Origin of the sequence: Mesorhizobium mediterraneum (assembly GCF_002284565.1) — a bacterium.
GTDB lineage: Bacteria > Pseudomonadota > Alphaproteobacteria > Rhizobiales > Rhizobiaceae > Mesorhizobium > Mesorhizobium mediterraneum.
Map to the genome: position 1 here is coordinate 175,041 of NZ_NPKI01000032.1, position 22,168 is coordinate 197,208.

Consider the following 22,168-nt stretch of genomic DNA (forward strand, 5'->3'; position numbering starts at 1 on the left):
ATTATTGCGTCCCGGCCGTCGCTTCGCCCAACAGCTTCTGAATGGTCGCCTGATCGGCCTCGACCGGCTTGATAACTTCGCCTTCCTTCACCAGTTCCTGGCCGGCGACGATGACGCGCGCATCGGCAGGGATGCCACCGAGCACCAGGCCGGTTGGCGTGTCGTCGACGAGGTCGATCGGGAAGAACACGACTTTGTCGTCCTTATCGACGGCGCGAATGCCGAGATCGCCCTTGTCGCCGAGCGTGACCACCGATCGCGGCAGCATGACGGCGTCGGTCGGTTGCGCGCTCAGCGCGATCTCGGCCGTCATCCCGGCTGGGATGGTGCCTTCGGGATTAGGGATTGCGATCTCGACGCGGAAGGTGCGGGTGGCGGAGGAGGCGTCGCGGCTGATGTAGCGCACGGTCCCTTCGACATTCTGGCCGCTGACCAACCGTACATTTGCCTTGTCGCCATTCTTCAGAAAGCCGAGATCGCGTTCGCTGACTTCGCCGCGGGCAATTACCGGATCGAGCTTCAGAATGGTCGCCACCTCACCGCCCTGCATCACGGAACTGCCAAGCTCCACCGGCACCCGGTCGATGACGCCGTCGAACGGCGCCTTCACCTCGTTGCGGTCGAGCTCGGCCTGCGCGGCTTCCAGGTGCGACTGGGCCAGCGTAAGGTTGGAGCGGGCCGTGTCGAGCTGCAGCTTGGGCAGATTGCCGGTTTTCATCAGCCGCAACGCTGCATCGAGTTCGGCCTGACGCTGAACCAAAAGCTGCTTGGCGTTGCTGACCGCCGAAAGCTTTTCCTCGGCTGCCAACATCAGCACGAGGTCGCCGGTCTTGACGCGCTGTCCCTGCTTGACCGGCAGCTTGTCGATGACGCCGGCGACACGCGTCGCCAGGACCGCGCGCTTATCGGCTTCGGTCAGTCCGGAAATCCGGATGGCGCGCGCATAGGTGCGCCGCGGCGGGGTTATGACCGCGACGGTGCGTAAGGCTGCCTTTGGCTGTTCTGCCTCAGTGGGCTTGGGCTTACCCGCGTCAGCCGTGTTTGGCTGCTCGACTTCGCCTGCCTTGGGCTTGTTGTCGGCAGACGCGCTCCCGACGGACGAGAACTCGCCCGTCACCATCCAGGCAGCGAACCCGACAAGCACAACAATGGCTGCAAGCTTGTGAAACCTGTATTTCGGCATCATCGTTTTTCCAGTGCGCGGGAATCGGCCAGGCCGCGTCTTCTAACTCGGCGCGTCGCCGATATGGGTGCGCGCAAGGCCGTGTTCAACTTGCCGTGATCGGCGAACGAGCTTCTACATCAAAGTTGCACCGCAATATAGTCAGAAAAGTTGATGGGTTATTACTTCGCTGGGCAGGACGCGCTCGCCGCCATGAGGCGCGCCGGACAAGCGCGGCCGTTCGTCTGCGACATCGCACTCGGCGCAACGCGGATGCAAGAGTACCGTGTAGACCGCATTCCTCGGGCAAACCCTTGGTTGCGTCGACCATCATCGGTTCTGTGTTCGGCTTTCCGGTGCCGTTGGGAAAGGCGCCATCGAAACAGCGTGGCAGCAGCTGTCAGCATGGTGGAAACCAGTTTCATGCGAAGGTCACCTCCCTCGACATGGGCAGTGTCCGGATGCGCTTGCCGGTCAGTGCGAAGATGGCGTTGGCGAGTGCCGGTGCCGCCGGCGGCGTGCCGACCTCGCCGACGCCGCCCATCTTGTGAAAATTCTCCAGTATTGCGACTTCGAACGCCGGACACTGGGAGATGCGCATGGCATCGTAGTCGTGAAAATTCGACTGTTCGACCATGCCGTCGGCAAAGCTGATTTCCTGAGCCATCGCCGCCGACAGGCCATAGATGGCGGCGGAGATGAGCTGCGCCTCGATGATGCCAGGATCGAGTGCGGTGCCGACATCGGCGGCGATCCACACCTTCTCAATGCGGATTCCGGCTGGCGTGTCGGCGACCTGGACAATCTCGCCGACCCAACTGCCGAAGGACAGCGTGAACGCCATGCCCTTGGCCTTGCCGGCGGGCAGCGCCTCACCCCATTTTGCCAATTCGGCGACCTTCTCGACCACCTTCACCGCTGCCGGATAGGCAGCCATCAGCTTCTTGCGCAATTCGACTGGATCGGTTTTCCCGGCGACGGCGATCTCGTCCAGAAATCCTTCATGGAAGAAACCGTTGATTGAACTGCCGACCGATCGCCAGGAGCCGACAGGGATGGAGACGGGTGCGGCGACGCCAGTCACCCGGTAGTTCGGGATCGTATAGGGCTGGTTATGGGCTCCGTCGACGATCGACTTGTCGGGGCCGAGCGGCGATATCGAGGGAAACAGCCGGCGCAAGGTGCTGGCTATCAGCGATGGCGAGGCGATTGTCATGTCGACGGCGACCGGCATGCCGTCGCCGCCAAGCCGCGCCTGGAATTTGCCGATCGCGGCTGGCCGGTACGCGTCGTGGCGCATGTCCTCCTCGCGCGTCCAGATCACCTTGATCGGCCGGCCTGCGGTCTCCTTCGCCATCAGCGCGGCACAGAGCGCATAATCCACCTCGACACGTCGACCGAAGCCGCCACCCATGAATGTGGTGTGGACGTTGACCTTGTCCTGCTCGATGCCGACAACACTGGCGCAAAGCTGGCGCACCAAGGTCGGCGCCTGATTGCCGCACCAGATGTCGAGGACGCCGTCCTTCAACCGCGCCGTGGCGTTCATCGGCTCCATCGTCGCATGTGCCAGATAGGGCACCGTATAGTCGGCCTCGACGATCTTTTCGCGCGGCGCGTCGGCGAAGGCGGTATCGACATCGCCATCGTCGCGCATCACCGAGCCTTTGGTGCTGAGCGCCTGCTTCAGCACCTCGGAAATGGCGGCGCTGTCCAACGGATATTCGGGATCGGCCCATTCGGCGTCGATCGCCTCCGCCGCCTTGAATGCCGCCCAGGTGTTTTCGGCGATAATGCCGAAGCCGTGGCCGTAATTCGTTTCGATCGGCACGATCTTGATCACGCCCGGCATTTTGCCGGCCTTGGAGAGGTCCGCCTTGACCGGCTTGGCCCAGAAGCGCGGGCTCATCTTGATCGTCCCGTACAGCATGTCCGGCAACGTCACGTCGATGCCGAAGATCGGCGCCCCGGTGACCTTGGCCGGCATGTCGATGCGTTTTTGCGGTTTGCCGAGCAGTTTCCAGTCAGCTTTGTCCTTGAGCCGGACATCCGCAGGCGGCGCCATCGTCGCAGCGGTCGCGGCGACAGCGCCATAGGTCACCGACTTGCCCGACGCCTTGTGCAGGATCGAGCCATTCGCCGTTTCCAGATCGGCGGCAGCTATGTCGAGCTTTTGCGCGGCCGCTGCAATCAGCATCTGCCGCGCGGCGGCACCTGCCTGCCGCATCTTCAGGAAAGCGTCGCGCGTCGAGGCCGAGCCGCCGGTGCCTTGGAGGGCGAGGAATTTTCCGACCACGCCCATGCCGGCGCGCACTACTTCCGCGGTCATGCTTTCGTCGAAGAAGGCGAACGGACCGCCCTCTTCCAGGATCGCTGAGTTGTAATAGGCGTAGGAGGCCGGGCCGTGCTCGACCTTGACCTGGTCGAGCCCGACATCGAGCTCTTCGGCAACCATGGCGGCGAGCGTCGTCGAGATGCCCTGGCCCATCTCGGCGCGCGGCGCGACGATGGTGATGGTGTTGTCGGCGCCGATCTTCACATAGGGATTGAAGGTCGCTTCATCAGCGACGAGATCGCCTTCCAGCGGATTCGGATAGGGTTTGCGGTAGTAATAGTAGCCGACGGCGACGCCGCCTGCGATGGCAGCCGCGCCGATGAGAAACGTGCGGCGGGCGATCTTTCCGACACTGGCCATGGTCAGATCCCCGCCGTCTTGAGGACGACCGCTCGTCTGATCGCCGCGCGGATCTTCGGGTAGGTGCCGCAGCGGCAGAGATTGCCGCCCATGGCATTGTCGATGTCGGCATCGGTCGGGTCGGCAACCTCGTCGAGCAGCGCCACCGCGCTCATGATCTGGCCGGCCTGGCAGTAGCCGCACTGGGCGACCTGCTCTTCCAGCCATGCCTGCTGTACCGGATGCAGTCTGCCTTCGGTGCCGATGCCTTCGATCGTGATGACCGCGCCAGTGACCTCACCGACCGGCAATGAACAGGAGCGCACGGGCTGGCCGTCGACATGCACCGTGCAGGCGCCGCAGGCGGCAATGCCGCAGCCGAACTTCGGCCCGGTCTTGCCCATGAGATCCCGCAGCGCCCACAGCAGCGGCATTTCGGGATCGGCATTGATATCGAATGCCTGCCCGTCGACGGTGAGGCGCATGGGGATACCCTTCGTTGTCGTCCACAGCCCAAGGGAGAAGCGCTCGCTTCGTCCCTCAAACATCTTGACAAATTTCGTTATTTTGTCAACAGAGCTTTTGCAGGATAAAGTTGCACCATGATCGAGATCGAAGACATCGCCGACATAGACCCCAAACGCGCCCGTATCCTCGACGGCGCGATGAAGGTGTTTTTGGCCTATGGTTTCGCCCGCACCACCATGGACGACATTGCGCGGGCCGCCGACATGTCGCGGCCGGCGCTCTATCTCCAATTCAAGAACAAGACCGACATCTACCGCGCCATCGCCATGATGCTGCTTGGCCGTTCGATCGAGCAGGCGAAAGCGGCGCTTGCCGGCGACGGCGCCTTCGCCGAGCGCATGACGCGGGCCATCGACGAAGCGCTGATCTCGATGATGCGCACCGTCCACGCCTCGCCGCACGGCGCTGAACTCCTCGACATGAAATCGAGCGTGGCCGATCTGGTCGGATGCTGGCGCGGCGGCCTTGTCGAGCATGTCGCAACCGCAATCGAGGACGAGGCCGTCGAAAATGGCGTCGATCTCACCGCCAAGGGCCTGTCGGCAAAATTGCTGGCCGACATGCTGCTCGACGGGCTGGAAGGCATGAAGACGCGCATCAGCGATCCTGACGAACAGCGGCAAGCGGCGGCCGCACTGATCAGGGTGATCGATCTAGCCTTGAAAAAAGGCTGACGTCTCCAAATGCCTCAGGCTTGGCGGCGCGCCGCCTCCGGCTTCTTGCGTGCCGCGAGGAACTCCTTGACCCGCCGGCCCGGTGCCGGACCACGCACCGGCTTGAAGCCGTCGTCGAGCTCGCCTGAGAGATCAAGCGTCGGCCGCTTGCCGACGGCGTCGTAATTCTCCTCCAGCCAGTCGCTGGCGGCGGTGCGGCCAAGGTCGCGCAGATAGGTCAGGAACGCCCATTCGGCATTGACCTTGGACGACGCCGACAGGTCCTTGAACGCCTCGTCGGCATCGATCCGGTGCATGCGGATGTCGCGGTATTCGCCATGCGGCAGCCGGCCGGCGGCGATCAGTTCCTTGACGAAGGCGATCGAACGGAATTCACGCAGCAGCCCGGCATTGAAGGTAATCTCGTCGATGCGGTTCTGAATTTCGTTGGCGCTCCTCGGCGTCCCCTCGCGGACCACCGGATTGATCTGCACCAACAGCACATCCTCGGTGGCAGCCGTCTTGAAGAACGGGAACAGCGCCGGATTGCCGCCATAGCCGCCGTCCCAGTAGGGCACGCCCTTGATCTCGACGGCGCGGAACAGCTGCGGCAGGCAGGCCGACGCCATCACCGTGTCGAGGTCGATCTCGCCATCGGAAAAGACGCGCAACTGCCCTGTCTCGACATTGGTCGCGGAGATGAACAACTCCATCGACTTGCAGGCGCGCACATTGCCGAAATCGATCTCCTGCTCGATCACGTCGCGCAGCGGGTTGAGGCCGAGCGGGTTGGCGACATAGGGCGAGAACACCCGCGACATGGTGTCGAAAAAGAGATAGCCGGGCGTATTCTCGATCGACCAGTTGCCCCAGGCCACGTCCCACGGCATGCGTTGCACCGGGCTGAACCGCCCCTTCAGCGCCACTGCGCGCCAGAAATCGTCGAGTTTCCGCCGCGCGCCCTCGACGCCGCCGCGGACGAAGCCGTCGGCCAGCGCCACCGCGTTCATGGCGCCGGCGCTGGTGCCCGAAACCGCCGCGATGTCGAGCCGTCCGTCCTCAAGCAGCCGGTCGAGCACGCCCCAGGAAAAGGCGCCGTGCGAGCCGCCGCCCTGCAGCGCGACGTTGATCTTCTTAGGCTCCTCCGCCTTGCCGTTTGTCGTCATGGCGTTGCCCTTGATTTGTCGGCCAGATGTGTTTTGCGCGCCCAAATTCACTGGGCGGTCCAGCCGCCGTCGACCGAAATATGCGTGCCGTTGATCTGCGCTGCCGCATCCGAGCACAGGAACACCGCGGCAGCGGCAACCTGCTCGACCGTGACGAATTCCTTGGTCGGCTGCTTTTCGAGCATGACCTCGCGGACCACCGTGTCGCGGTCCATCTTGTTCGCCTTCATCTGGTCGGGGATCTGCGCCTCGACCAGCGGCGTCAGCACATAGCCGGGGCAGATGGCGTTGCAGGTGATCTTGTCGCGCGCCAGCTCCAAAGCGACGGTCTTGGTCAGCCCCATGATGCCGTGCTTGGCCGCGACATAGGCCGACTTGAACGGCGAGGCGACCAGCCCGTGGGCCGAGGCGATGTTGACGATCCTGCCGCCGCCGGCTTCTCTCATCAGCGGGATGGCGGCGGCGATGGTGTGGAAGGCCGACGACAAATTGATGGCGATGATGGCATCCCACTTCTCGATCGGAAATTCTTCCACCGGCGCGACATGCTGGATGCCGGCATTGTTGACCAGTATGTCGACCGAACCGAAGGTTTCGGCTGCCTTCGCAACCAGCGCCCGGCATTCGGCCGGTTTCGACATGTCTGCCTTGATATAGGCGGCCTTCACCTTGTGATGTTTGGCGATCGCATCGGTGATGGCCCGGTCGTCGGCCGTGTCGGAAAAGGAATTGACGACGACGTTGTAGCCTTCCGCCGCGAGCGCATGGGCGATGGCCAGACCGATGCCCGAGGTAGACCCGGTGACGATGGCGGTTTTTCTGCTGGGCAAGGCGGAATCCTTCGGTAGGTGCTAACGGAAGCATATTGCAGTGCAGCATATATGTCTCGTGCCGCGCAAGAACAGCGGCACGGATCGGCGACGACATGAAATTTTTGTCATGAAGAGGCCGGCCTCAGTCGAAGTTGTGCGCCTGACAGGCCCTGTGAAAACAGTTTCGTCAGCGATCCCGGGGAGCCTCTTTGGGGTGTTCCTAAGACCGCGTTTTGGAAATGGTCATCTGGCTCATGAAAAGACGCAGGGCCCTCCGCACGGCGAGGGACGGCTGCTCCGACGGATGCCACTCCGGAAAATGGCCATCAATCGCCATGCGCGCCAACCCATAGACAAAGGCACGTGCGGCAAGCACCAGATGATCGAAGTCGGTGTCCGGGGAAAGCCGACCCTTTTTTTGCGCCTGGGTCAGCAGGTCGATCATCTTCCGGCGAATGGCTTCATTCTGATCACGAAGATTGTCCGACGCGTCGAAATCAATCAGCGTTCGAGAACTGATGATCTGGAAATGCGTGGGATTGCTGATCGCCCATTCCAGATAGCCTTGTCCGATTGCTTCGAAGGCCGCAATGGGATCTGCACTGTCGGCTTTTGACTGCGCATCGGCAACGGCCTCGGTCAGCCGGCTCATGGCCTGTTCGGCGACTGCGGTCAGCAGTGCTGTTTTCGACCGAAAATGCCGGAATGGAGCGCCGGGCGAAACGCCGGCACGCTTTGCGGCCTCGCGCACAGACACATGCTCCGCGCCGCGCTCTTCGATGATCTCCACGGTTGCAGCGATCAAAGCCTCGACCAGATTGCCATGATGATAGCGCTTGGGGTTGGCGGCTTCGCCGGAATCCGTGGTGCTGGTCATGCCTTTCCAATAGCACAAGGCCAAAATGTAATCACTGATTATTTTCTTGCTCCGGAGCGATTCATATGTAATCGGTGATTACACAACAACGGAGGTTACCATGCATCGCATCATCGCAACGACTGCCCTCGCTTTCTCCTTATTGCTCGGGTCTGCCCAGGCCGAAGATCGGCCTACCCTGGAAATTGTTTGGCCGGCCGCCGGTTCGGTCATCGAGCTCGGCAATGATGCGGAAAAGGCGATAGGCGTCATCGTCAGGAGCAACCTCACGCTGCTTCCTGCAGGCAAATGCGGCGACAACAGCCAATGCGGCCACGTGCATATGAAGATCGATCCCGACGGAGACAGTTGCAACATCCCCGGCAGGCCATACAACAGCATGAATAGCGACCTTGGCGGCGATCTTATCAAGGCTCGTTTCGGCCATTGCCCGGATGCCGCCGGCAAGCACGTGATCGGCATCCTGCTTGCCGATGATCATCACAATCCCGTCCTTGTGGACGGCAAACCCGTTACCGCCCTGGTGACCGTGACGACGAAATAGCGTGGGCCGGATGGCATCTCTGCCTCATTCGAGGCGGAGATGTTCTGACAAGGCTGCAGAGGATGGTTTCGGCCGGACCTTGTCCGGCCAGTGATCACGACATGGTGTCGAGCTTGCGCTGCATGGCGGCGATCTGTTCCTTCAACTCCTGAAGGTCATCGGGTTTTTCCGACCCTTCTTTCCTGGCCGGCTCTGCCGGCGGCGCAGACGAACCATTCGAGCCTGCGGGTGGGAAGGGCGTGAACAGGCGCATGGCATTCTGGAACATCTCCATGTTGCGGCGCGTCTGCTCTTCCAGCGCCTTGATCGGCGTGGCGATCTTCATCATGTCCAGCGGCGACTTGCCCAAGGCACCCTTCATCTGCTCGCGGAAGCGTTCTTGCTCCTTTGAGAAGGCGATCATCGACTGCTCGAGGAAGCTCGGCACGATCATCTGCATCTGGTCGCCGTAAAAGGCGATCAACTGGCGCAGGAACGGGATCGGCAGCATGTTCTGCCCATCCTTGTTCTCCAGCTCGAAGATGATCTGGGTCAGCACAGGATGGGTAATGTCGTCGCCGGTTTTGGCGTCCTGGACGGTGAACTCCTCGCCCTTCTTGACCATGTCGGCAAGATCCTCGAGCGTCACATAAGTGCTGGTGCCGGTGTTGTAGAGGCGGCGATTGGCATATTTCTTGATGATAATCGGTTCGTCTTTCGCGGCCATCAGTATCCTCCCGGGACACCGGCGCACTTGAGTAAGCGGCCGGTAACGATTGCGCTTTTCAAGGATATGCGCAAAAGCGTCACAATTCCAAGTGGTTTGTGCAGTGCGGGATCGATTAATGCTGCACGGCAGCCTAAATATGCTGCGCGGCAACGGGCGGGCTGTTTCCATGGCGACGCGCAACCTGCTTGCCGCGCATGGGCGGCATGCCCATTTCCGGTTTGACTTGGGTCACGGAAAGGGCAAGAAAAGTCCCTAACCGCTCCTCAAATTCGACCCCTGAAGTCTGGAGAAGAACATGCCCGCTTCCAATGCCATTGTCGTCGCCAGTGCGGCGCGCACGCCCGTCGGTTCCTTCAACGGCGCCTTTGCCAACACACCGGCCCATGAACTGGGCGCCGTCGCCGTCAAGGAAGCGCTCGCCCGTGCCGGCGTCGACGGCAAGGAGGTCGATGAGGTGATCCTCGGCCAGATCCTGACCGCGGCTCAAGGCCAAAACCCGGCACGGCAGGCGGCGATGGCGGCCGGCGTGCCGCAGGAAGCGACCGCCTGGGGCCTCAATCAGCTCTGCGGCTCGGGCCTGCGCGCCATCGCGCTTGGCATGCAGCAGATCGCTATAGGAGATGCAAAAATCATCGTCGCCGGCGGTCAGGAATCGATGTCGATGGCGCCGCATGCGCAGCACCTGCGCAGCGGCGTCAAGATGGGCGACTTCAAGCTGATCGACACCATGATCAAGGACGGCCTGACCGATGCCTTCTACGGCTACCACATGGGCAATACGGCGGAGAACGTTGCCCGGCAGTTCCAGATTACCCGCGACGACCAGGACACATTCGCCGTCGGCTCGCAGAACAAGGCCGAGGCCGCCCAGAAGGCCGGAAAATTCAAGGACGAGATCGTTGCCTTCACCGTCAAGGGCAAGAAGGGCGACACCATTGTCGACCAGGACGAATACATCCGCCACGGCGCCACGATCGAGGCGATGATCAAGCTCAAGCCCGCCTTCGACAAGGAAGGCACCGTGACCGCAGCCAATGCTTCCGGCATCAACGATGGCGCCGCTGCCGTGGTGCTGATGACCGAAGCCGAAGCCGCAAAACGCGGCATCACGCCGCTTGTGCGCATCGTTTCCTGGGCGACCGCGGGCGTCGACCCGCAGATCATGGGCACCGGGCCTATCCCCGCCTCGCGCAAGGCGCTGGCCAAGGCCGGCTGGTCGGTCGGCGACCTCGACCTGGTCGAGGCCAACGAGGCCTTCGCCGCGCAGGCCTGCGCCGTCAACAAGGACATGGGCTGGGACCCGTCCATCGTCAACGTCAATGGCGGCGCCATCGCCATCGGCCATCCGGTCGGCGCCTCGGGGGCCCGCATCTTCAACACGCTGGTCTACGAGATGCGCCGCAGAAATGCCAGGAAAGGCCTCGCCACGCTGTGCATCGGCGGCGGCATGGGCGTTGCTATGTGCGTGGAAGCGCTGTGAAGACAGGCTACAGCGCCGCGCGTCCCTTGGGACGCGCACGCTGTAGCACTTTGAGCTTGCGCATAATCCTTTCCGAAAAATCGATTTCGATTTTCGGGGTTCATGCACCAGGCAAGCCGTGAAATAGTCGGTGGCGAACGGGGCTCAATCGCCGTTAGAGCGTTCCCCGCCTGCCACGCACGAATTAAGAAAGGGGAGGACAGCATGACAAAGGTAGCACTCGTCACCGGCGGGTCGCGCGGTATTGGCGCCGCGATTTCAATCGGACTGAAAAACGCCGGCTACAGGGTTGCCGCGAATTACGCCGGCAATGACGAAGCGGCGCAAAAATTCAACGCGATGACCGGCATCCCGGTCTACAAATGGTCGGTCGCCGACTACGATGCCTGCGCCGCCGGCATCAAGCAGATCGAGGCCGATCTCGGCCCGGTTTCCGTTCTGGTCAACAATGCCGGCATCACCCGCGACGCCATGTTCCACAAGATGACGCGCGAGCAGTGGAAAGAGGTCATCGATACCAACCTGTCGGGCGTCTTCAACATGACGCACCCGCTGTGGGGCGGCATGCGCGACCGCAAGTTCGGCCGCGTCATCACCATCTCCTCGATCAACGGCCAGAAGGGACAGGCCGGCCAGGTCAACTATTCGGCGTCGAAGGCCGGCGACATCGGCTTCACCAAGGCGCTCGCACAGGAAGGGGCGCGGGCCGGCATCACCGTCAATGTCATCTGCCCCGGCTACATCGCCACCGAGATGGTCAGGGCGATGGATGAAAAGGTGCTCAACGAGCGTGTCATTCCGCAGATCCCGGTCGGCCGCCTCGGCGAACCGGAAGAGATCGCACGCTGCGTCGTCTTCCTCGCTTCCGACGATGCCGGCTTCATCACCGGCTCGACCATATCAGCCAATGGCGGTCAGTATATCGCCTGAGGCGTCGGCTCCTCGCCGATAATTGATCTGCCACTCCAGCGGCCGGTACGGGCAAGATCGACGCTGGCCCGGATAATCGCGGCTGTCAGGCGACAAACTTCAGCCCTGGTTCGGCTGCAGGCTTGGTCTGGGCGATCGGACCTGGCTCGCGCGAAGGTGTGCGGGCAGGCGGGCAAGCGGCGCCCGGCTGAGGCCTGACAGTTTCAAGGCGATGCGACGCTTCAGGAATGGGTTGAGGTTCAGCACGGAAAGCACGAGATTGCGGACGAACCGCTTCACCGGACTGCGGGTAAGCGCCATCTCGGTCATCGTGCCCGCCAATTCAAGCACCTCTTGGGCCGCAGGACGCCGCAGCGCTTCGTAGAGGTCGAGCTCCGCTTCCGGGCGCACGCCGTTCACCACGTCGCCAAGCAACTGACCAAGCACGACCGCGTCGATGATGCCGGTGTTCATGCCTTGCCCTCCCGCCGGGCTGTGCACGTGCGCGGCATCACCCATGAGGAACAACCGGTCCTTGCGGTACGAGCGGACCAGGCGGTGATGCACGCGAAAACGCGAACTCCACGACAGCTCGAGCACCCGGGTTCTGTTTTTGGTCGGTCCACGGCTGTCGAGCAGCGCCTGGATGTCGGCGACCTCGGGCTTTTCCGGCGCATCATCCATGGTTGCGACGACCCGGTATGATCCGTCCGGAAGCGGTGCCACCACCACCAGCCCGGCTGGTGCAAAGAACAGCGACACTTCGGTCGGCCCAACCGGCCAGTCGAGACGAACATCGGCGAGTACGAACGAAGCGTCATAGGCCGCGCCGTCGAACTCGATGCCGGTCGACTTACGCACCAGGCTGTGCATGCCGTCGGCACCAACGACATAGCGCGCCGATATCAGTTTCTCGAGGCCGTTCTCGACCACCGTCACGCGCGCGCCGTCAACGCCCTGAACGACCGCCTTGGCCTCGACCATGCGGTGAACCACGCCGCCAAGGGCGGCAATCCGTTCGGCGAACACCTGCTCGGTCAGGTTCTGAGGCAGCATCATCAAATAGGGATGCCTCGACGGAAGCTTGCCGAAATCGAGCTTGAGCAGCGCCCGATTGCGGTCGCGAATAGCGAAATTCTGCAGCTTCAGCGCAAGTTCGCTCAGCCGCTGCGTGACGCCGAGAGGCTCCAGCGATTCCAGCGTCTGGGCGTGGATGACGCCAGCCCGCGAGGTCTGAAGCCCCTGCGCCAGTCTGTCGATCAGAACATGATCGACACCGGCCTGGTGCAGCACGATGGACAGCGCCATGCCGGTCGGGCCGGCGCCAATGATCAGGACTTCTGTTGTATCTGTTGTATCGGGCAACATTTCTCTCTCCATTTGTCAACGATCGTTGACTTTCTAGTTGGACCTATTGCATTTGTCAACGGTCGTTGGCATATGAATTTTCATGACCGAGAATCAGCCGAAGAAACCCAGCAAGTCGGACCGCACGCGCGCCCAAATCCTTAAGGCCGCGAGGCTTCTGTTCGCCGAGCACGGCTACGACGGCGCCTCCATCCGCGACGTCGCCGCGCATGCCTCGATCGATCCGGCCATGGTGATCCGCTATTTCCGCAGCAAGGACGAGCTGTTCGCCAGGGCGGCGGTAATCGACTTGCAATTGCCGGCACTGCGGGTGCTCGACCGAAACGCCGTCGGCGAAACGTTGATCAGGCGTTTTCTCGAAATCTGGGAGAGCCCGGCCAGCGGTCCTGGCATGGCCATTCTGCTGCGTTCGGCGACGTCGAACGAATTCGCTGCCGAAAAGTTGCGCGACGTATTTGGCAACCAGGTGAGGCCGGTGGTCGCGGCGGTCGCCGACCCCGCCGACCCCGCCGACGCCGGCCGACGGGCGGGGCTCGTTTCGAGCCAGTTGCTGGGTTTGGCGATGTGCCGATACCTGCTGCGGCTTCCGCCCGTCGTCGCCCTGTCCCACGACGAGATCATCCAGAACATCGGCCCTACTTTGCAGCGCTATGTCGTGGGAGAGGACGTATCTTGAACCTGCCGTTCAGCGGGTGGCCGAGTCTGGTCCTGCAACGACTGCTGCCGACCGATTGCGGGAGGCCGATTTGTGCCGAAGCGGCACGCAAAGGTTAACGGCGGTCGCGCAGCCTGTGCAAAACCCTGTTCCCGCCTGTGGATTCTCGGTGGAAAACCTGTTCACAACACAACATGTTGGGGTGAACAAACGGGGAAACTTCCGCCAGCGCTGATTCGTCGCCGTTTCGTTCCGGCTTTGACCGGAAGGTTAACGACAAAGGCTGAAAACACCCCTCGAACCGTTAAGGCGCGTTAGGAAAGATCAATAATTTCATAATGTTGGGTGACGCCTGCCGGCCTGCGCCGATCGTTCACCGGCAAATGTTAACGACGACGTCCGCCCTGCATGAATCGGGCCAGTTCAGCGATTCAGCATGTGGTGAGACTCGCCGGCAAAAAACCCAGATATAGCCGTGAACAAACCCTGAATCAGCAAGAGTCAGCGATTCGTAGCTGATTCGTTCCAGACTCGTTCCAACTGTTAAATCAGGACCGGTTGACAACACCAGACGGGAGCCTTCGAGCTGCCGTTGGAACATTCCGCTTTCGCTTCGCGCCCGAAATCCCTATGTGTCGCTTGTCACACGCGCCACCATGGGGCGCGCTCCCGACAACGCGAGGCAGAGAGCCTTATTTCCAGGTCGATGAACATCCAGTCGAAACACACTGAGCCGCTGATCCTGTCGGGCCGCGACGTGACTGCCGTGCTCGGGCCGACCAATACCGGTAAGACCCATCTCGCCATCGAGCGCATGGTGGCGCATGAAAGCGGCATTATCGGCCTGCCGCTCAGGCTGCTCGCTCGCGAGGTTTATACACGCGTCTGCGAGAAGGTCGGCGCTCACAAGGTGGCGCTCATCACCGGCGAGGAGAAGATCCAGCCCGACGGCGCCAGATATTCGGTCTGCACGGTGGAAGCTATGCCGCGCCAGACCGACGCCGCCTTCGTCGCCATCGACGAGGTCCAGCTGGCCGGCGATCTCGAGCGCGGCCACATCTTCACCGACCGCATCCTGCATCTGCGCGGCCGTCAGGAGACGCTGCTGCTGGGCGCGGCCACCATGCACGGCATCCTCCAGCGTCTGCTGAAGGGCGTGTCGGTGGTGACTCGGCCACGGCTGTCGCATCTCGCCTATGCCGGCTCGAAGAAGCTGACCCGCCTGCCGCGGCGCACGGCGATCGTCGCCTTTTCCGCCGACGAGGTCTACGCCATCGCCGAACTGATCCGCCGCCAGCAGGGCGGTGCGGCCGTCGTGCTCGGCGCGCTATCGCCGCGCACTCGCAACGCGCAGGTGGCGCTGTTCCAGTCAGGTGATGTCGATTACCTGATCGCCACCGATGCGATCGGCATGGGCCTAAACCTCGATCTCGATCATGTCGCCTTCGCCCAGAACCGTAAATTCGATGGCTACCAGTATCGCAACCTGACGGCGGCCGAGCTCGGCCAGATCGCCGGCCGCGCTGGCCGGCACTTGCGCGACGGCACCTTCGGCGTCACCGGCCAGGTCGATCCGCTCGACGAAGATCTGGTCAAGAAGATCGAAGGGCATGAGTTCGACCCGGTGAAGGTGCTGCAATGGCGCACCGCGCATTTCGATTTCGCCAGCCTCGATGCGCTGAAGCGCTCCATCGAGACCAACGCACCGGTCGAAGGCCTGACCCGTGCGCTGCCGGCAGTGGATGCACAGGCGCTCGAGCATTTGTCCCGCGACGAGGACATCCGGGCGCTTGCCACCGACGCCAGGCGCGTGGCGCTGCTGTGGGAGGCCTGTGCCCTCCCCGACTACAGGAAGATCGCGCCGGCCCAGCATGCCGACCTGATCGCCTCGATCTACACGGACCTTGCCAGGCATGGCCATGTCGACGAGAATTACATGGCAGAGCAGGTCCGCCGTGCCGACACCACCGAGGGCGACATCGACACGCTGTCGCACCGGATTGCCCAGATCCGCACCTGGACTTTCGTCTCCAACCGGCCCGGCTGGCTGGCCGATCAGGCACACTGGCAGGAAAAGACGCGCGAAATCGAAGACAGATTGTCGGATGCGCTGCATGAGCGGTTGACGAAACGCTTCGTAGACCGCAGGACTTCCGTCCTCATGCGGCGCCTTAGAGAAAATACCATGCCTGAAGCCGAAATTAGCCCAACCGGAACCGTCCTCGTCGAAGGCCACCATGTCGGCGAGCTGCAGGGGTTCCGCTTCACCGCCGACCAGAGCGCCGGCGGCGAGGACGCCAAGGCGGTGCGCACGGCAGCCCAAAAGGCGCTTGCAGCCGAATTCGAGGCGCGGGCCGAGCGCTTCGGCGCCTCGGCCAACGGCGACATCGCGCTCGGCTCCGACGGCACGCTGCGCTGGATCGGCGCGCCGATCGGCACGCTGGTCGCAGGCGACGAGCCGCTGAAGCCGCGCCTTGTGCTGCTGGCCGACGAGCAGCTCACCGGTCCAGCCCGCGACAAGGTCGCGGCGCGCGCCGAGCGCTTCGTCAATTTTCAGATCGAGTCCTTGCTGAAGCCGCTGGTCGACCTCAAGAACGCCGAGCAGATCACCGGCATCGGCCGCGGCATCGCCTTCCAGCTCGTCGAGCATTTCGGCCTCATCAACCGCCGCGACATCGCCGAGGAGATGAAGTCGCTCGACCAGGAAGGCCGCGCCGCCCTTCGCCGGCTCGGCGTGCGCTTCGGCGCCTACCACGTCTTCGTGCCTGCGCTGATCAAGCCGGCCCCGGCCGGACTGGTGACGCTGTTATGGGCCCTGAGGAACGACGGCAAGGACAAGCCCGGCTTTGGCGACGTGGTTCACGCGCTGGCCTCCGGCCGCACCTCGGTGGTCATCGATCCCACCTTCGACAAGACCTTCTACAAGCTGGCCGGCTACCGCAATCTCGGCCGTCGCGCGGTGCGCGTCGACATCCTTGAACGGCTGGCCGATCTGATTCGGCCGGCAACCAACTGGAAGCCGGGCCTCGGTCAGCGGCCCGAGGGCGCCTATGACGGTCAGTCCTTCATGGTGACGCCGCCGATGATGTCGATCCTCGGCGCCACTGCCGACGACATGGAAGAGATTTTGAAAGGTCTCGGCTATCGCGCCGAGCCGAAGCCGGTGGCCGAGGTGAAGGCGCGGCTCGAGGCACAGGACAATGCCGCGCGTGAAGCCGCCGCGGCTAAGCAGGCGGCGCAAGAACAAGCCGAGCAGGCCAAGGCAGTGGAAGCCGCGATTGCGGACACAGCCGCCGAGGCGCCGGCCGAGAGTTCGGAATCGGAAGCGGCTACCGCGGCAGAGGCCACAGCCGAAGTTCCCGCGGAACCCGCAACCGAAGCGGAGCCTGTCGCGGAACCTCAGCTGGAAACTCCGGCTGAGGTCACGGAAGAGGAGCTGCCTGCAGCGGAAACCGCAGCTGAAGTGCCTGCGGTATCAGCGGCTCAGCCAGAGGCAGAACCCGAAGCCGCCGAGGTTGAGGTCGCACCGGCAGAGCCGGCTTCCGAAACCTCGCCTGCAACGGAAGCAGTTTCGGCCGAGCCTGCCGCGGCGGCGGAAGCCGCCACTGGCGAGGCTGTTCCAGAGGCCGAGGAACCAAAACCCATTCTGTTGTGGCGGCAGGGCCGCTTCGACCAGCGCCCGCGCCACCGCCACCATGACAACCGGCCCCGTGACAATTCACGGGACAATCGCCCGCGCAACGGGCAAGCCGCGCGCGACGGCCGTGGCGACGCGCCCGCAGATGCCACCGGCGGACAACCGGCCGGCGCTCCAGGCAGCCGGCCCACCCATGAAGGACGCCGCGACGGCGCCGGCAAGCCGCGCTTCGACCGCAGCAAATTCAAGCCCAAGCCCCAGGGCGAGGCGGGAGAGCGGCGCGACGGCAAGCCGCAGGGCGAGCGTTCCGATCGTCGCGAAAGCCGGCCTGACTGGAAGGGCGGCAGGCAGGACGGCAAGGGTGGCGCGCCAGGTGGAAAGCCCGCGTTCCAGCCTAAGCCTCGCGAGGAGCGTCCTGTGCGCTTCGACCCGGATTCTCCATTCGCCAAGCTCGCCGCGTTGCGCGACCAGCTGAAGAAGTAAGCCCCGCTCGCTCCGATGGTCACTGATGCCCGCCAGCGCATCGACAAATGGCTGTTCTTTTCGCGTGCGGTGAAATCGCGATCGCTTGCCGCGAAGCTGGTGGTGGCCGGACGCGTCCGCATCAATCGCGACAAAGCAGCGCAGGCCTCCGATATGGTTCGGGTCGGCGACGTCCTGACCATCACTCTTGAGCGACGCATCTTCATCTGGAAGGTGCTCGGCACGGGGAGCCGGCGCGGCCCGGCCGAGGAAGCGCGCCTGCTTTACGAGGATATGTCGCCACCGCCGGTGCCAAAAGGCGAGGCCGTTCCGGATGCGATTCCCGCGCTGCGCGATGCCGGCAGCGGCCGCCCGACCAAGAAGGAACGCCGGGATACCGACCGGTTGTTCGACGACGACTGACGCATAACCGGGCTTAGCCGCATCGCCCCTCTGGAATTCCATTCCGGAACATCGGTGTCGCGCGGCAATGGCTGCCCTTGCAAGCAGCGGGTAAAGGCGTTACCTGACCAAAAAAGCCCAACAAAAACGGGACGTCCCGGAGCCGACTGATGACCTATGTCGTGACCGACAATTGCATAAAATGCAAATACATGGACTGCATCGAGGTCTGTCCGGTCGACTGTTTCTACGAAGGCGAGAACATGCTCGTCATCCATCCCGACGAGTGCATCGACTGTGGCGTCTGCGAACCCGAATGCCCGGCCGACGCGATCAAGCCGGATACCGAGCCGGGTCTCGACAAATGGCTGCAGATCAACACCGAATATGCTGATAAATGGCCCAACATCACCGCCAAGAAGGAGCCGCCGGCCGACGCCAAATCCTTCGATGGCGAGGCCGGCAAGTTCGAGAAATATTTCTCCGCCGAGCCCGGCGAAGGCGACTGACAAGACCGCTGAGTCAGCCAGCATAACGCCGCGTAATAGGCACGGCACATTAACCGCCTTGACAGGCGGCGATGGCGCATGGCCTTCGCGCGTGCAGCAAAACCTTGATTCTTCCGACTTTTTGTGCTACATCAACCAAACATGCCGGTGACACAACGTCGATTTATGGCGCAAACGCCCCAAATCACTGAAAGGTGAATTTCTCAATCCGGACCAGAGTGATCTGGGGCAGGCGATCGCAATTATGCGGTTTGCCGGCCTCGGCTTTTCCGGTGGGTTCATCGTTGCGCGGCTAACGATCGGTTACCCGATCGCGCGAGTTCGGCCGGCAGAATGCCGGTACCACACCAAGGAGTTCATGGCGTAATGGCAACTATCACCCCGCAGAAGAAGTCCAGCGCAGCGCGTCACGGTTTTAAGACCGGCGAGTACATCGTCTATCCGGCGCATGGCGTCGGCCAGATCGTCTCGATCGACGAGCAGGAAGTTGCGGGCCACAAGCTGGAACTGTTCGTCATCGACTTCCAGAAGGACAAGATGCGCCTGAAGGTGCCGGTTGCGAAGGCGACCTCCATCGGCATGCGCAAGCTGTCGGAAGAAGATTATGTCGATCGCGCGCTGAAAGTTGTGCAGGGCCGCGCCCGCGTCAAGCGCACCATGTGGTCGCGCCGCGCCCAGGAATATGACGCGAAGATCAATTCCGGCGACCTGATCTCGATCTCGGAAGTGGTGCGCGACCTCTACCGCGCCGACAACCAGCCGGAGCAGTCCTATTCCGAGCGCCAGCTTTATGAGGCGGCACTCGACCGCATGGCGCGAGAGATCGCGGCCGTCAACCGCATGTCGGAAACCGAAGCGGTGCGCCTCATCGAGGTGAACCTCAACAAGGGTCCGAAGCGCGGCGCCAAGGCCGACAACGAAGAAGCCGAGCAGGAAGAAGCTGCCTGAGCGCTTTCGCCTTAGAATTCAGAAAAACCCGGCCTCGCGCCGGGTTTTTTGTTTTTTGCATGTCGTTATGCCAAAACCGCTACGCCCTTTTGGGGCAGCATGCATTAATCTTCGCCGCCGCCTTCCTTCTCCGCCTCCTGCCTCAGCGTCGCGATGAACCGCTTGGTTCGCTGGCGCTCCGGATTGCTGAACAGAACAGCGGCGGGGCCTTTCTCGACGATGGCGCCGGCGTCGAGGAACACCACCTCCTGCGCGATCTTGGAGGCGAGGCGCAGATCATGCGTCGCCATCACCATGGTGGTGCCCTCGCGGGCGAGCTGGCTGAGCACGTCGACCACTTCCTGCGCCAATTCCGGGTCGAGCGCTGAGGTCGGCTCGTCGCACAGCAGCACCTTCGGCGACGGCGCCAGCGCCCGGGCAATCGCCACGCGTTGCTGCTGGCCGCCTGACAGGGTCGCCGGCCAGGCATCGGCCTTGTGCGCCATGCCGACCTTTTCGAGCAGGGCGAGCGCCCGCTCGCGCGCCCTCGCCGTCGGCCATTTCAGCACCGTCACCAGCCCCTCCATGACATTTTCGATCGCCGTGCGGTGCGGAAACAGCTGGAAATTCTGGAACACCATGCCCGTCTGCAACCGCAGGCGCTGGATGGCCCTGCCGGGAACTTTGCCGCCCGGTTGGAATTCGAGCGCGTCGTCGCCGATGCGCACCGTGCCCGAAGTCGGGATCTCGAGCAGGTTGATGCAGCGCAGCAGCGTGCTTTTCCCGCCGCCCGAGGGACCGACAAGGGCGGTGACGCTGCCTTCCTCGATGGTGACGGTCACGCCCTTCAGCACGAGGTTGTCGCCAAAGCGCTTCTCGATGTCGGTGAGGCCGATCATGAGCGCGCCTCCAGGAAGCCGCCATAGCGGTTGAGCCGCTTTTCCAAGCGCGTCTGCAATGCCGACAGCACGGAGCTCAGCGCCAGATAGAGAGCCGCCGCCTCGATATAGAGGATCAGCGGCTCATAGGTGGTGGCGACGATGCGCTGCGCCGCCTGGAACATCTCCGGCACGGTGATGGCGGCGGCCAGCGATGTATCCTTGACCAGCGAGATGAAGGTGTTGGATAGCGGCGGCACCGCGACGCGGCCGGCCTGCGGCAGTATGGTGCGCCGCATCGCCTGGCTCCAGGTCATGCCGATCGAATAGGCCGCCTCCCACTGCCCCTTCGGCACCGAGCCTATGACGGCGCGGATGATTTCCGACGTATAGGCGCCGATGTTGAGCGTGAAGCCGATCAACGCGGCTGAAAAAGCGTCGAGCAGGATGCCGACCGAAGGCAGGCCGTAGAAGATCAGGAAGAGTTGCACCAGAAGTGGCGTGCCACGGAAGATCCAGACGTAGAAGCGAACCACGGCGACCAGCGGCTTCGGGCCGAACAGCCGGACCAGCGCCGCGACCAGCCCAACGAACAGCCCGAAGGCGAACGACAGCAGCGTCAGCGGCACGGTAAAGATAAGCGCCGCCCACAACAGCGTCGGCAACGAGTCCAGCATCAATTGCAGCCAATGCGGCACGAAAACCCTCCTTGCGAGATTGCCGCCCAAAAACCGGCCCGGCAGCATCAAGGCGCGACCATACGGTCGTCATATCACGCGAAAAGCGGCGGCCGTCAAAGACGGCTCGCCGCGAGACTTGCTTGCCATGCGGGCCGGCAAACCCGGCCCGCTCCATGAAATGCGCTTACTTCGAAACGTCCTGGCCGAAATAGGTGTCGGCGATTTTCTGGTAGGTCCCGTCGGCCTTGATGTCGGCCAACGCCTGATTGATGGCGGCGACCAGTTCCGGATCGCCCTTGCGCACGATGACGCCGGAATAGTCGGCGTTTTCTTCCTGCGCGGCGATCTTCACATCGGCGTCGGGCTTGTGCTTCTTGAAATCGAGGAAGGACAGGCTGTCGTTGATGGTGGCGTCGGCGCGGCCGGTAAGAAGCAGCTGGATCGACTGGTCGAAACCGTCGGTGCCGACGAGCTCGGCGCCGTTCGTTTCGGCGAGTTTGCCGAAATTCGAGGTCAGCGACTGCGCTGCCTTCTTACCCCTAAGGTCGGCAAAGCTCTTGATGTCGGTATTGTCGCCGCGCACGATCAGCACCGCCTTGGAAGCGATGTAGGGATCGGAGAAATCATACTTGGCCTTGCGCGCCTCGGTGATGCCGACCTGGTTGATGACTGCGTCATAACGCTTGGCGTCTAGGCCGGCGATCAGCCCGTCCCATTTGCCTTCGAGGAATTCGGCCTTGACGCCGAGGCGCTTGGCGATCGCCTGGGCGATCTCGACGTCGAAGCCGACCAACGCACCCGAGGCATCATGATAGGTGAAGGGGGCATAGGTGCCTTCCGTGCCGACCTTGAAGACACCGGCCTGCTTGATCTGATCGAGATTGGCGCCGGCATGGCCTGATGTGACGGCCAGAACCTGCAATGTTGCGGCGACGATAAGCGATTTGAGCCATTTCATTTTTCTGTGATCCCGTCCTTGGCCGGTGTCCGGCGCATTTGTGAGCGCCGGAAACTGACAGATGCAGGCTTGCAAAATAAGGAATAAGATTTCAAAAATGATATGATTTCGAAATCCAATTCTAAAGCCCACATCGAGTCACGCCAACCGACCGCGTAGCGACCGCCGCAACGAGCTT

At 62.7% G+C, this 22,168-nt stretch carries 20 protein-coding genes; 9 read left to right on the forward strand and 11 right to left on the reverse strand.

What is annotated here, in order from left to right:
* Position 1 precedes the first annotated feature (1 nt).
* From CIT25_RS24645 to CIT25_RS24655, 3 genes are all read right to left on the reverse strand, one after another.
* Positions 2 to 1,183, reverse strand: a complete 1,182-nt coding sequence (locus CIT25_RS24645) for an efflux RND transporter periplasmic adaptor subunit (RefSeq protein WP_095487673.1) — start codon at positions 1,181 to 1,183, stop codon at positions 2 to 4.
* 400 nt (positions 1,184 to 1,583) lie between these two features.
* Positions 1,584 to 3,857 carry a xanthine dehydrogenase family protein molybdopterin-binding subunit gene (locus tag CIT25_RS24650; protein WP_095487338.1) on the reverse strand — a complete coding sequence of 758 codons (2,274 nt, stop codon included), beginning with the start codon at positions 3,855 to 3,857 and terminating at the stop codon, positions 1,584 to 1,586.
* Between the two features lie 2 nt (positions 3,858 to 3,859).
* A complete protein-coding gene (locus CIT25_RS24655; RefSeq protein WP_095487340.1) occupies positions 3,860 to 4,321 on the reverse strand; it encodes a (2Fe-2S)-binding protein in 462 nt (153 codons plus the stop codon).
* A 117-nt stretch (positions 4,322 to 4,438) separates the two neighbouring features.
* Between CIT25_RS24655 and CIT25_RS24660 the strand changes: the two genes are divergently transcribed.
* A complete protein-coding gene (locus tag CIT25_RS24660) occupies positions 4,439 to 5,038 on the forward strand; it encodes a TetR/AcrR family transcriptional regulator (protein ID WP_095487342.1) in 600 nt (199 codons plus the stop codon).
* A gap of 14 nt (positions 5,039 to 5,052) precedes the next feature.
* Here CIT25_RS24660 and CIT25_RS24665 read toward each other — a convergent pair whose 3' ends face one another.
* The 3 genes from CIT25_RS24665 to CIT25_RS24675 all read right to left on the reverse strand — a co-directional run bounded on the left by CIT25_RS24665 (position 5,053) and on the right by CIT25_RS24675 (position 7,872).
* Positions 5,053 to 6,183, reverse strand: a complete 1,131-nt coding sequence (locus CIT25_RS24665; protein ID WP_095487675.1) for a patatin-like phospholipase family protein — start codon at positions 6,181 to 6,183, stop codon at positions 5,053 to 5,055.
* Between the two features lie 47 nt (positions 6,184 to 6,230).
* Positions 6,231 to 7,013 carry a 3-hydroxybutyrate dehydrogenase gene (locus CIT25_RS24670; protein WP_095487344.1) on the reverse strand — a complete coding sequence of 261 codons (783 nt, stop codon included), beginning with the start codon at positions 7,011 to 7,013 and terminating at the stop codon, positions 6,231 to 6,233.
* Positions 7,014 to 7,215: 202 nt separating this feature from the next.
* Positions 7,216 to 7,872: a TetR/AcrR family transcriptional regulator gene (locus CIT25_RS24675; RefSeq protein ID WP_095487346.1), complete on the reverse strand. Its 657-nt coding sequence runs from the start codon at positions 7,870 to 7,872 to the stop codon at positions 7,216 to 7,218.
* Between the two features lie 100 nt (positions 7,873 to 7,972).
* Here CIT25_RS24675 and CIT25_RS24680 point away from each other — a divergent pair, with 100 nt between their 5' ends.
* The gene (locus CIT25_RS24680; protein WP_095487348.1) at positions 7,973 to 8,416 is read left to right on the forward strand and encodes a hypothetical protein; all 444 of its coding nucleotides are present in this window, start codon (positions 7,973 to 7,975) and stop codon (positions 8,414 to 8,416) included.
* A 94-nt stretch (positions 8,417 to 8,510) separates the two neighbouring features.
* Here CIT25_RS24680 and phaR read toward each other — a convergent pair whose 3' ends face one another.
* Positions 8,511 to 9,122: a polyhydroxyalkanoate synthesis repressor PhaR gene (phaR, locus tag CIT25_RS24685; protein ID WP_095487350.1), complete on the reverse strand. Its 612-nt coding sequence runs from the start codon at positions 9,120 to 9,122 to the stop codon at positions 8,511 to 8,513.
* 298 nt (positions 9,123 to 9,420) lie between these two features.
* Here phaR and CIT25_RS24690 point away from each other — a divergent pair, with 298 nt between their 5' ends.
* Together CIT25_RS24690 and phbB are read left to right on the forward strand one after the other, a co-directional pair.
* Entirely contained in the window at positions 9,421 to 10,605 is a 1,185-nt protein-coding gene (locus tag CIT25_RS24690) for an acetyl-CoA C-acetyltransferase (protein WP_095487352.1), read from the forward strand.
* 204 nt (positions 10,606 to 10,809) lie between these two features.
* The gene (phbB, locus tag CIT25_RS24695; RefSeq protein ID WP_095487354.1) at positions 10,810 to 11,535 is read left to right on the forward strand and encodes an acetoacetyl-CoA reductase; all 726 of its coding nucleotides are present in this window, start codon (positions 10,810 to 10,812) and stop codon (positions 11,533 to 11,535) included.
* A gap of 99 nt (positions 11,536 to 11,634) precedes the next feature.
* Here phbB and CIT25_RS24700 read toward each other — a convergent pair whose 3' ends face one another.
* Positions 11,635 to 12,882, reverse strand: coding sequence for an FAD-dependent monooxygenase (locus CIT25_RS24700; RefSeq protein ID WP_245329982.1), 1,248 nt, complete (start codon positions 12,880 to 12,882; stop codon positions 11,635 to 11,637).
* An 82-nt stretch (positions 12,883 to 12,964) separates the two neighbouring features.
* Here CIT25_RS24700 and CIT25_RS24705 point away from each other — a divergent pair, with 82 nt between their 5' ends.
* The 5 genes from CIT25_RS24705 to CIT25_RS24725 all read left to right on the forward strand — a co-directional run bounded on the left by CIT25_RS24705 (position 12,965) and on the right by CIT25_RS24725 (position 19,495).
* The gene (locus tag CIT25_RS24705) at positions 12,965 to 13,558 is read left to right on the forward strand and encodes a TetR/AcrR family transcriptional regulator (RefSeq protein ID WP_095487356.1); all 594 of its coding nucleotides are present in this window, start codon (positions 12,965 to 12,967) and stop codon (positions 13,556 to 13,558) included.
* A 685-nt stretch (positions 13,559 to 14,243) separates the two neighbouring features.
* Complete coding sequence (locus tag CIT25_RS24710; RefSeq protein ID WP_095487358.1) at positions 14,244 to 17,657, forward strand: helicase-related protein; 3,414 nt, start codon at positions 14,244 to 14,246, stop codon at positions 17,655 to 17,657.
* Positions 17,658 to 17,672: 15 nt separating this feature from the next.
* The gene (locus CIT25_RS24715; RefSeq protein ID WP_095487360.1) at positions 17,673 to 18,059 is read left to right on the forward strand and encodes an RNA-binding S4 domain-containing protein; all 387 of its coding nucleotides are present in this window, start codon (positions 17,673 to 17,675) and stop codon (positions 18,057 to 18,059) included.
* A 149-nt stretch (positions 18,060 to 18,208) separates the two neighbouring features.
* The gene (fdxA, locus tag CIT25_RS24720) at positions 18,209 to 18,547 is read left to right on the forward strand and encodes a ferredoxin FdxA (RefSeq protein ID WP_095487362.1); all 339 of its coding nucleotides are present in this window, start codon (positions 18,209 to 18,211) and stop codon (positions 18,545 to 18,547) included.
* Between the two features lie 366 nt (positions 18,548 to 18,913).
* Complete coding sequence (locus CIT25_RS24725) at positions 18,914 to 19,495, forward strand: CarD family transcriptional regulator (RefSeq protein WP_027152934.1); 582 nt, start codon at positions 18,914 to 18,916, stop codon at positions 19,493 to 19,495.
* Between the two features lie 104 nt (positions 19,496 to 19,599).
* Here the strand turns inward: CIT25_RS24725 and CIT25_RS24730 are convergent, their stop codons facing one another.
* From CIT25_RS24730 to CIT25_RS24740, 3 genes are all read right to left on the reverse strand, one after another.
* The gene (locus CIT25_RS24730) at positions 19,600 to 20,373 is read right to left on the reverse strand and encodes an amino acid ABC transporter ATP-binding protein (RefSeq protein WP_095487364.1); all 774 of its coding nucleotides are present in this window, start codon (positions 20,371 to 20,373) and stop codon (positions 19,600 to 19,602) included.
* Complete coding sequence (locus CIT25_RS24735; RefSeq protein WP_029348816.1) at positions 20,370 to 21,050, reverse strand: amino acid ABC transporter permease; 681 nt, start codon at positions 21,048 to 21,050, stop codon at positions 20,370 to 20,372. Before CIT25_RS24735 ends, CIT25_RS24730 begins: the two co-directional genes overlap by 4 nt.
* Positions 21,051 to 21,216: 166 nt before the next feature.
* Complete coding sequence (locus CIT25_RS24740; RefSeq protein ID WP_095487677.1) at positions 21,217 to 21,990, reverse strand: amino acid ABC transporter substrate-binding protein; 774 nt, start codon at positions 21,988 to 21,990, stop codon at positions 21,217 to 21,219.
* Positions 21,991 to 22,168: the final 178 nt, after the last annotated feature.

What these genes read in the sequence shown, in the direction of transcription:
- CIT25_RS24690 (WP_095487352.1), top strand. Translation starts at nt 9,421, where the DNA reads ATGCCCGCTTCCAATGCCATTGTCGTCGCCAGTGCGGCGCGCACGCCC.
- CIT25_RS24645 (WP_095487673.1), bottom strand. Translation starts at nt 1,183, where the DNA reads ATGCCGAAATACAGGTTTCACAAGCTTGCAGCCATTGTTGTGCTTGTC.
- phbB (WP_095487354.1), top strand. Translation starts at nt 10,810, where the DNA reads ATGACAAAGGTAGCACTCGTCACCGGCGGGTCGCGCGGTATTGGCGCC.
- CIT25_RS24715 (WP_095487360.1), top strand. Translation starts at nt 17,673, where the DNA reads ATGGTCACTGATGCCCGCCAGCGCATCGACAAATGGCTGTTCTTTTCG.
- phaR (WP_095487350.1), bottom strand. Translation starts at nt 9,122, where the DNA reads ATGGCCGCGAAAGACGAACCGATTATCATCAAGAAATATGCCAATCGC.
- CIT25_RS24740 (WP_095487677.1), bottom strand. Translation starts at nt 21,990, where the DNA reads ATGAAATGGCTCAAATCGCTTATCGTCGCCGCAACATTGCAGGTTCTG.
- CIT25_RS24650 (WP_095487338.1), bottom strand. Translation starts at nt 3,857, where the DNA reads ATGGCCAGTGTCGGAAAGATCGCCCGCCGCACGTTTCTCATCGGCGCG.
- CIT25_RS24705 (WP_095487356.1), top strand. Translation starts at nt 12,965, where the DNA reads ATGACCGAGAATCAGCCGAAGAAACCCAGCAAGTCGGACCGCACGCGC.
- fdxA (WP_095487362.1), top strand. Translation starts at nt 18,209, where the DNA reads ATGACCTATGTCGTGACCGACAATTGCATAAAATGCAAATACATGGAC.
- CIT25_RS24700 (WP_245329982.1), bottom strand. Translation starts at nt 12,882, where the DNA reads ATGTTGCCCGATACAACAGATACAACAGAAGTCCTGATCATTGGCGCC.
- CIT25_RS24665 (WP_095487675.1), bottom strand. Translation starts at nt 6,183, where the DNA reads ATGACGACAAACGGCAAGGCGGAGGAGCCTAAGAAGATCAACGTCGCG.
- CIT25_RS24730 (WP_095487364.1), bottom strand. Translation starts at nt 20,373, where the DNA reads ATGATCGGCCTCACCGACATCGAGAAGCGCTTTGGCGACAACCTCGTG.
- CIT25_RS24725 (WP_027152934.1), top strand. Translation starts at nt 18,914, where the DNA reads ATGGCAACTATCACCCCGCAGAAGAAGTCCAGCGCAGCGCGTCACGGT.
- CIT25_RS24710 (WP_095487358.1), top strand. Translation starts at nt 14,244, where the DNA reads ATGAACATCCAGTCGAAACACACTGAGCCGCTGATCCTGTCGGGCCGC.
- CIT25_RS24660 (WP_095487342.1), top strand. Translation starts at nt 4,439, where the DNA reads ATGATCGAGATCGAAGACATCGCCGACATAGACCCCAAACGCGCCCGT.
- CIT25_RS24680 (WP_095487348.1), top strand. Translation starts at nt 7,973, where the DNA reads ATGCATCGCATCATCGCAACGACTGCCCTCGCTTTCTCCTTATTGCTC.
- CIT25_RS24655 (WP_095487340.1), bottom strand. Translation starts at nt 4,321, where the DNA reads ATGCGCCTCACCGTCGACGGGCAGGCATTCGATATCAATGCCGATCCC.
- CIT25_RS24675 (WP_095487346.1), bottom strand. Translation starts at nt 7,872, where the DNA reads ATGACCAGCACCACGGATTCCGGCGAAGCCGCCAACCCCAAGCGCTAT.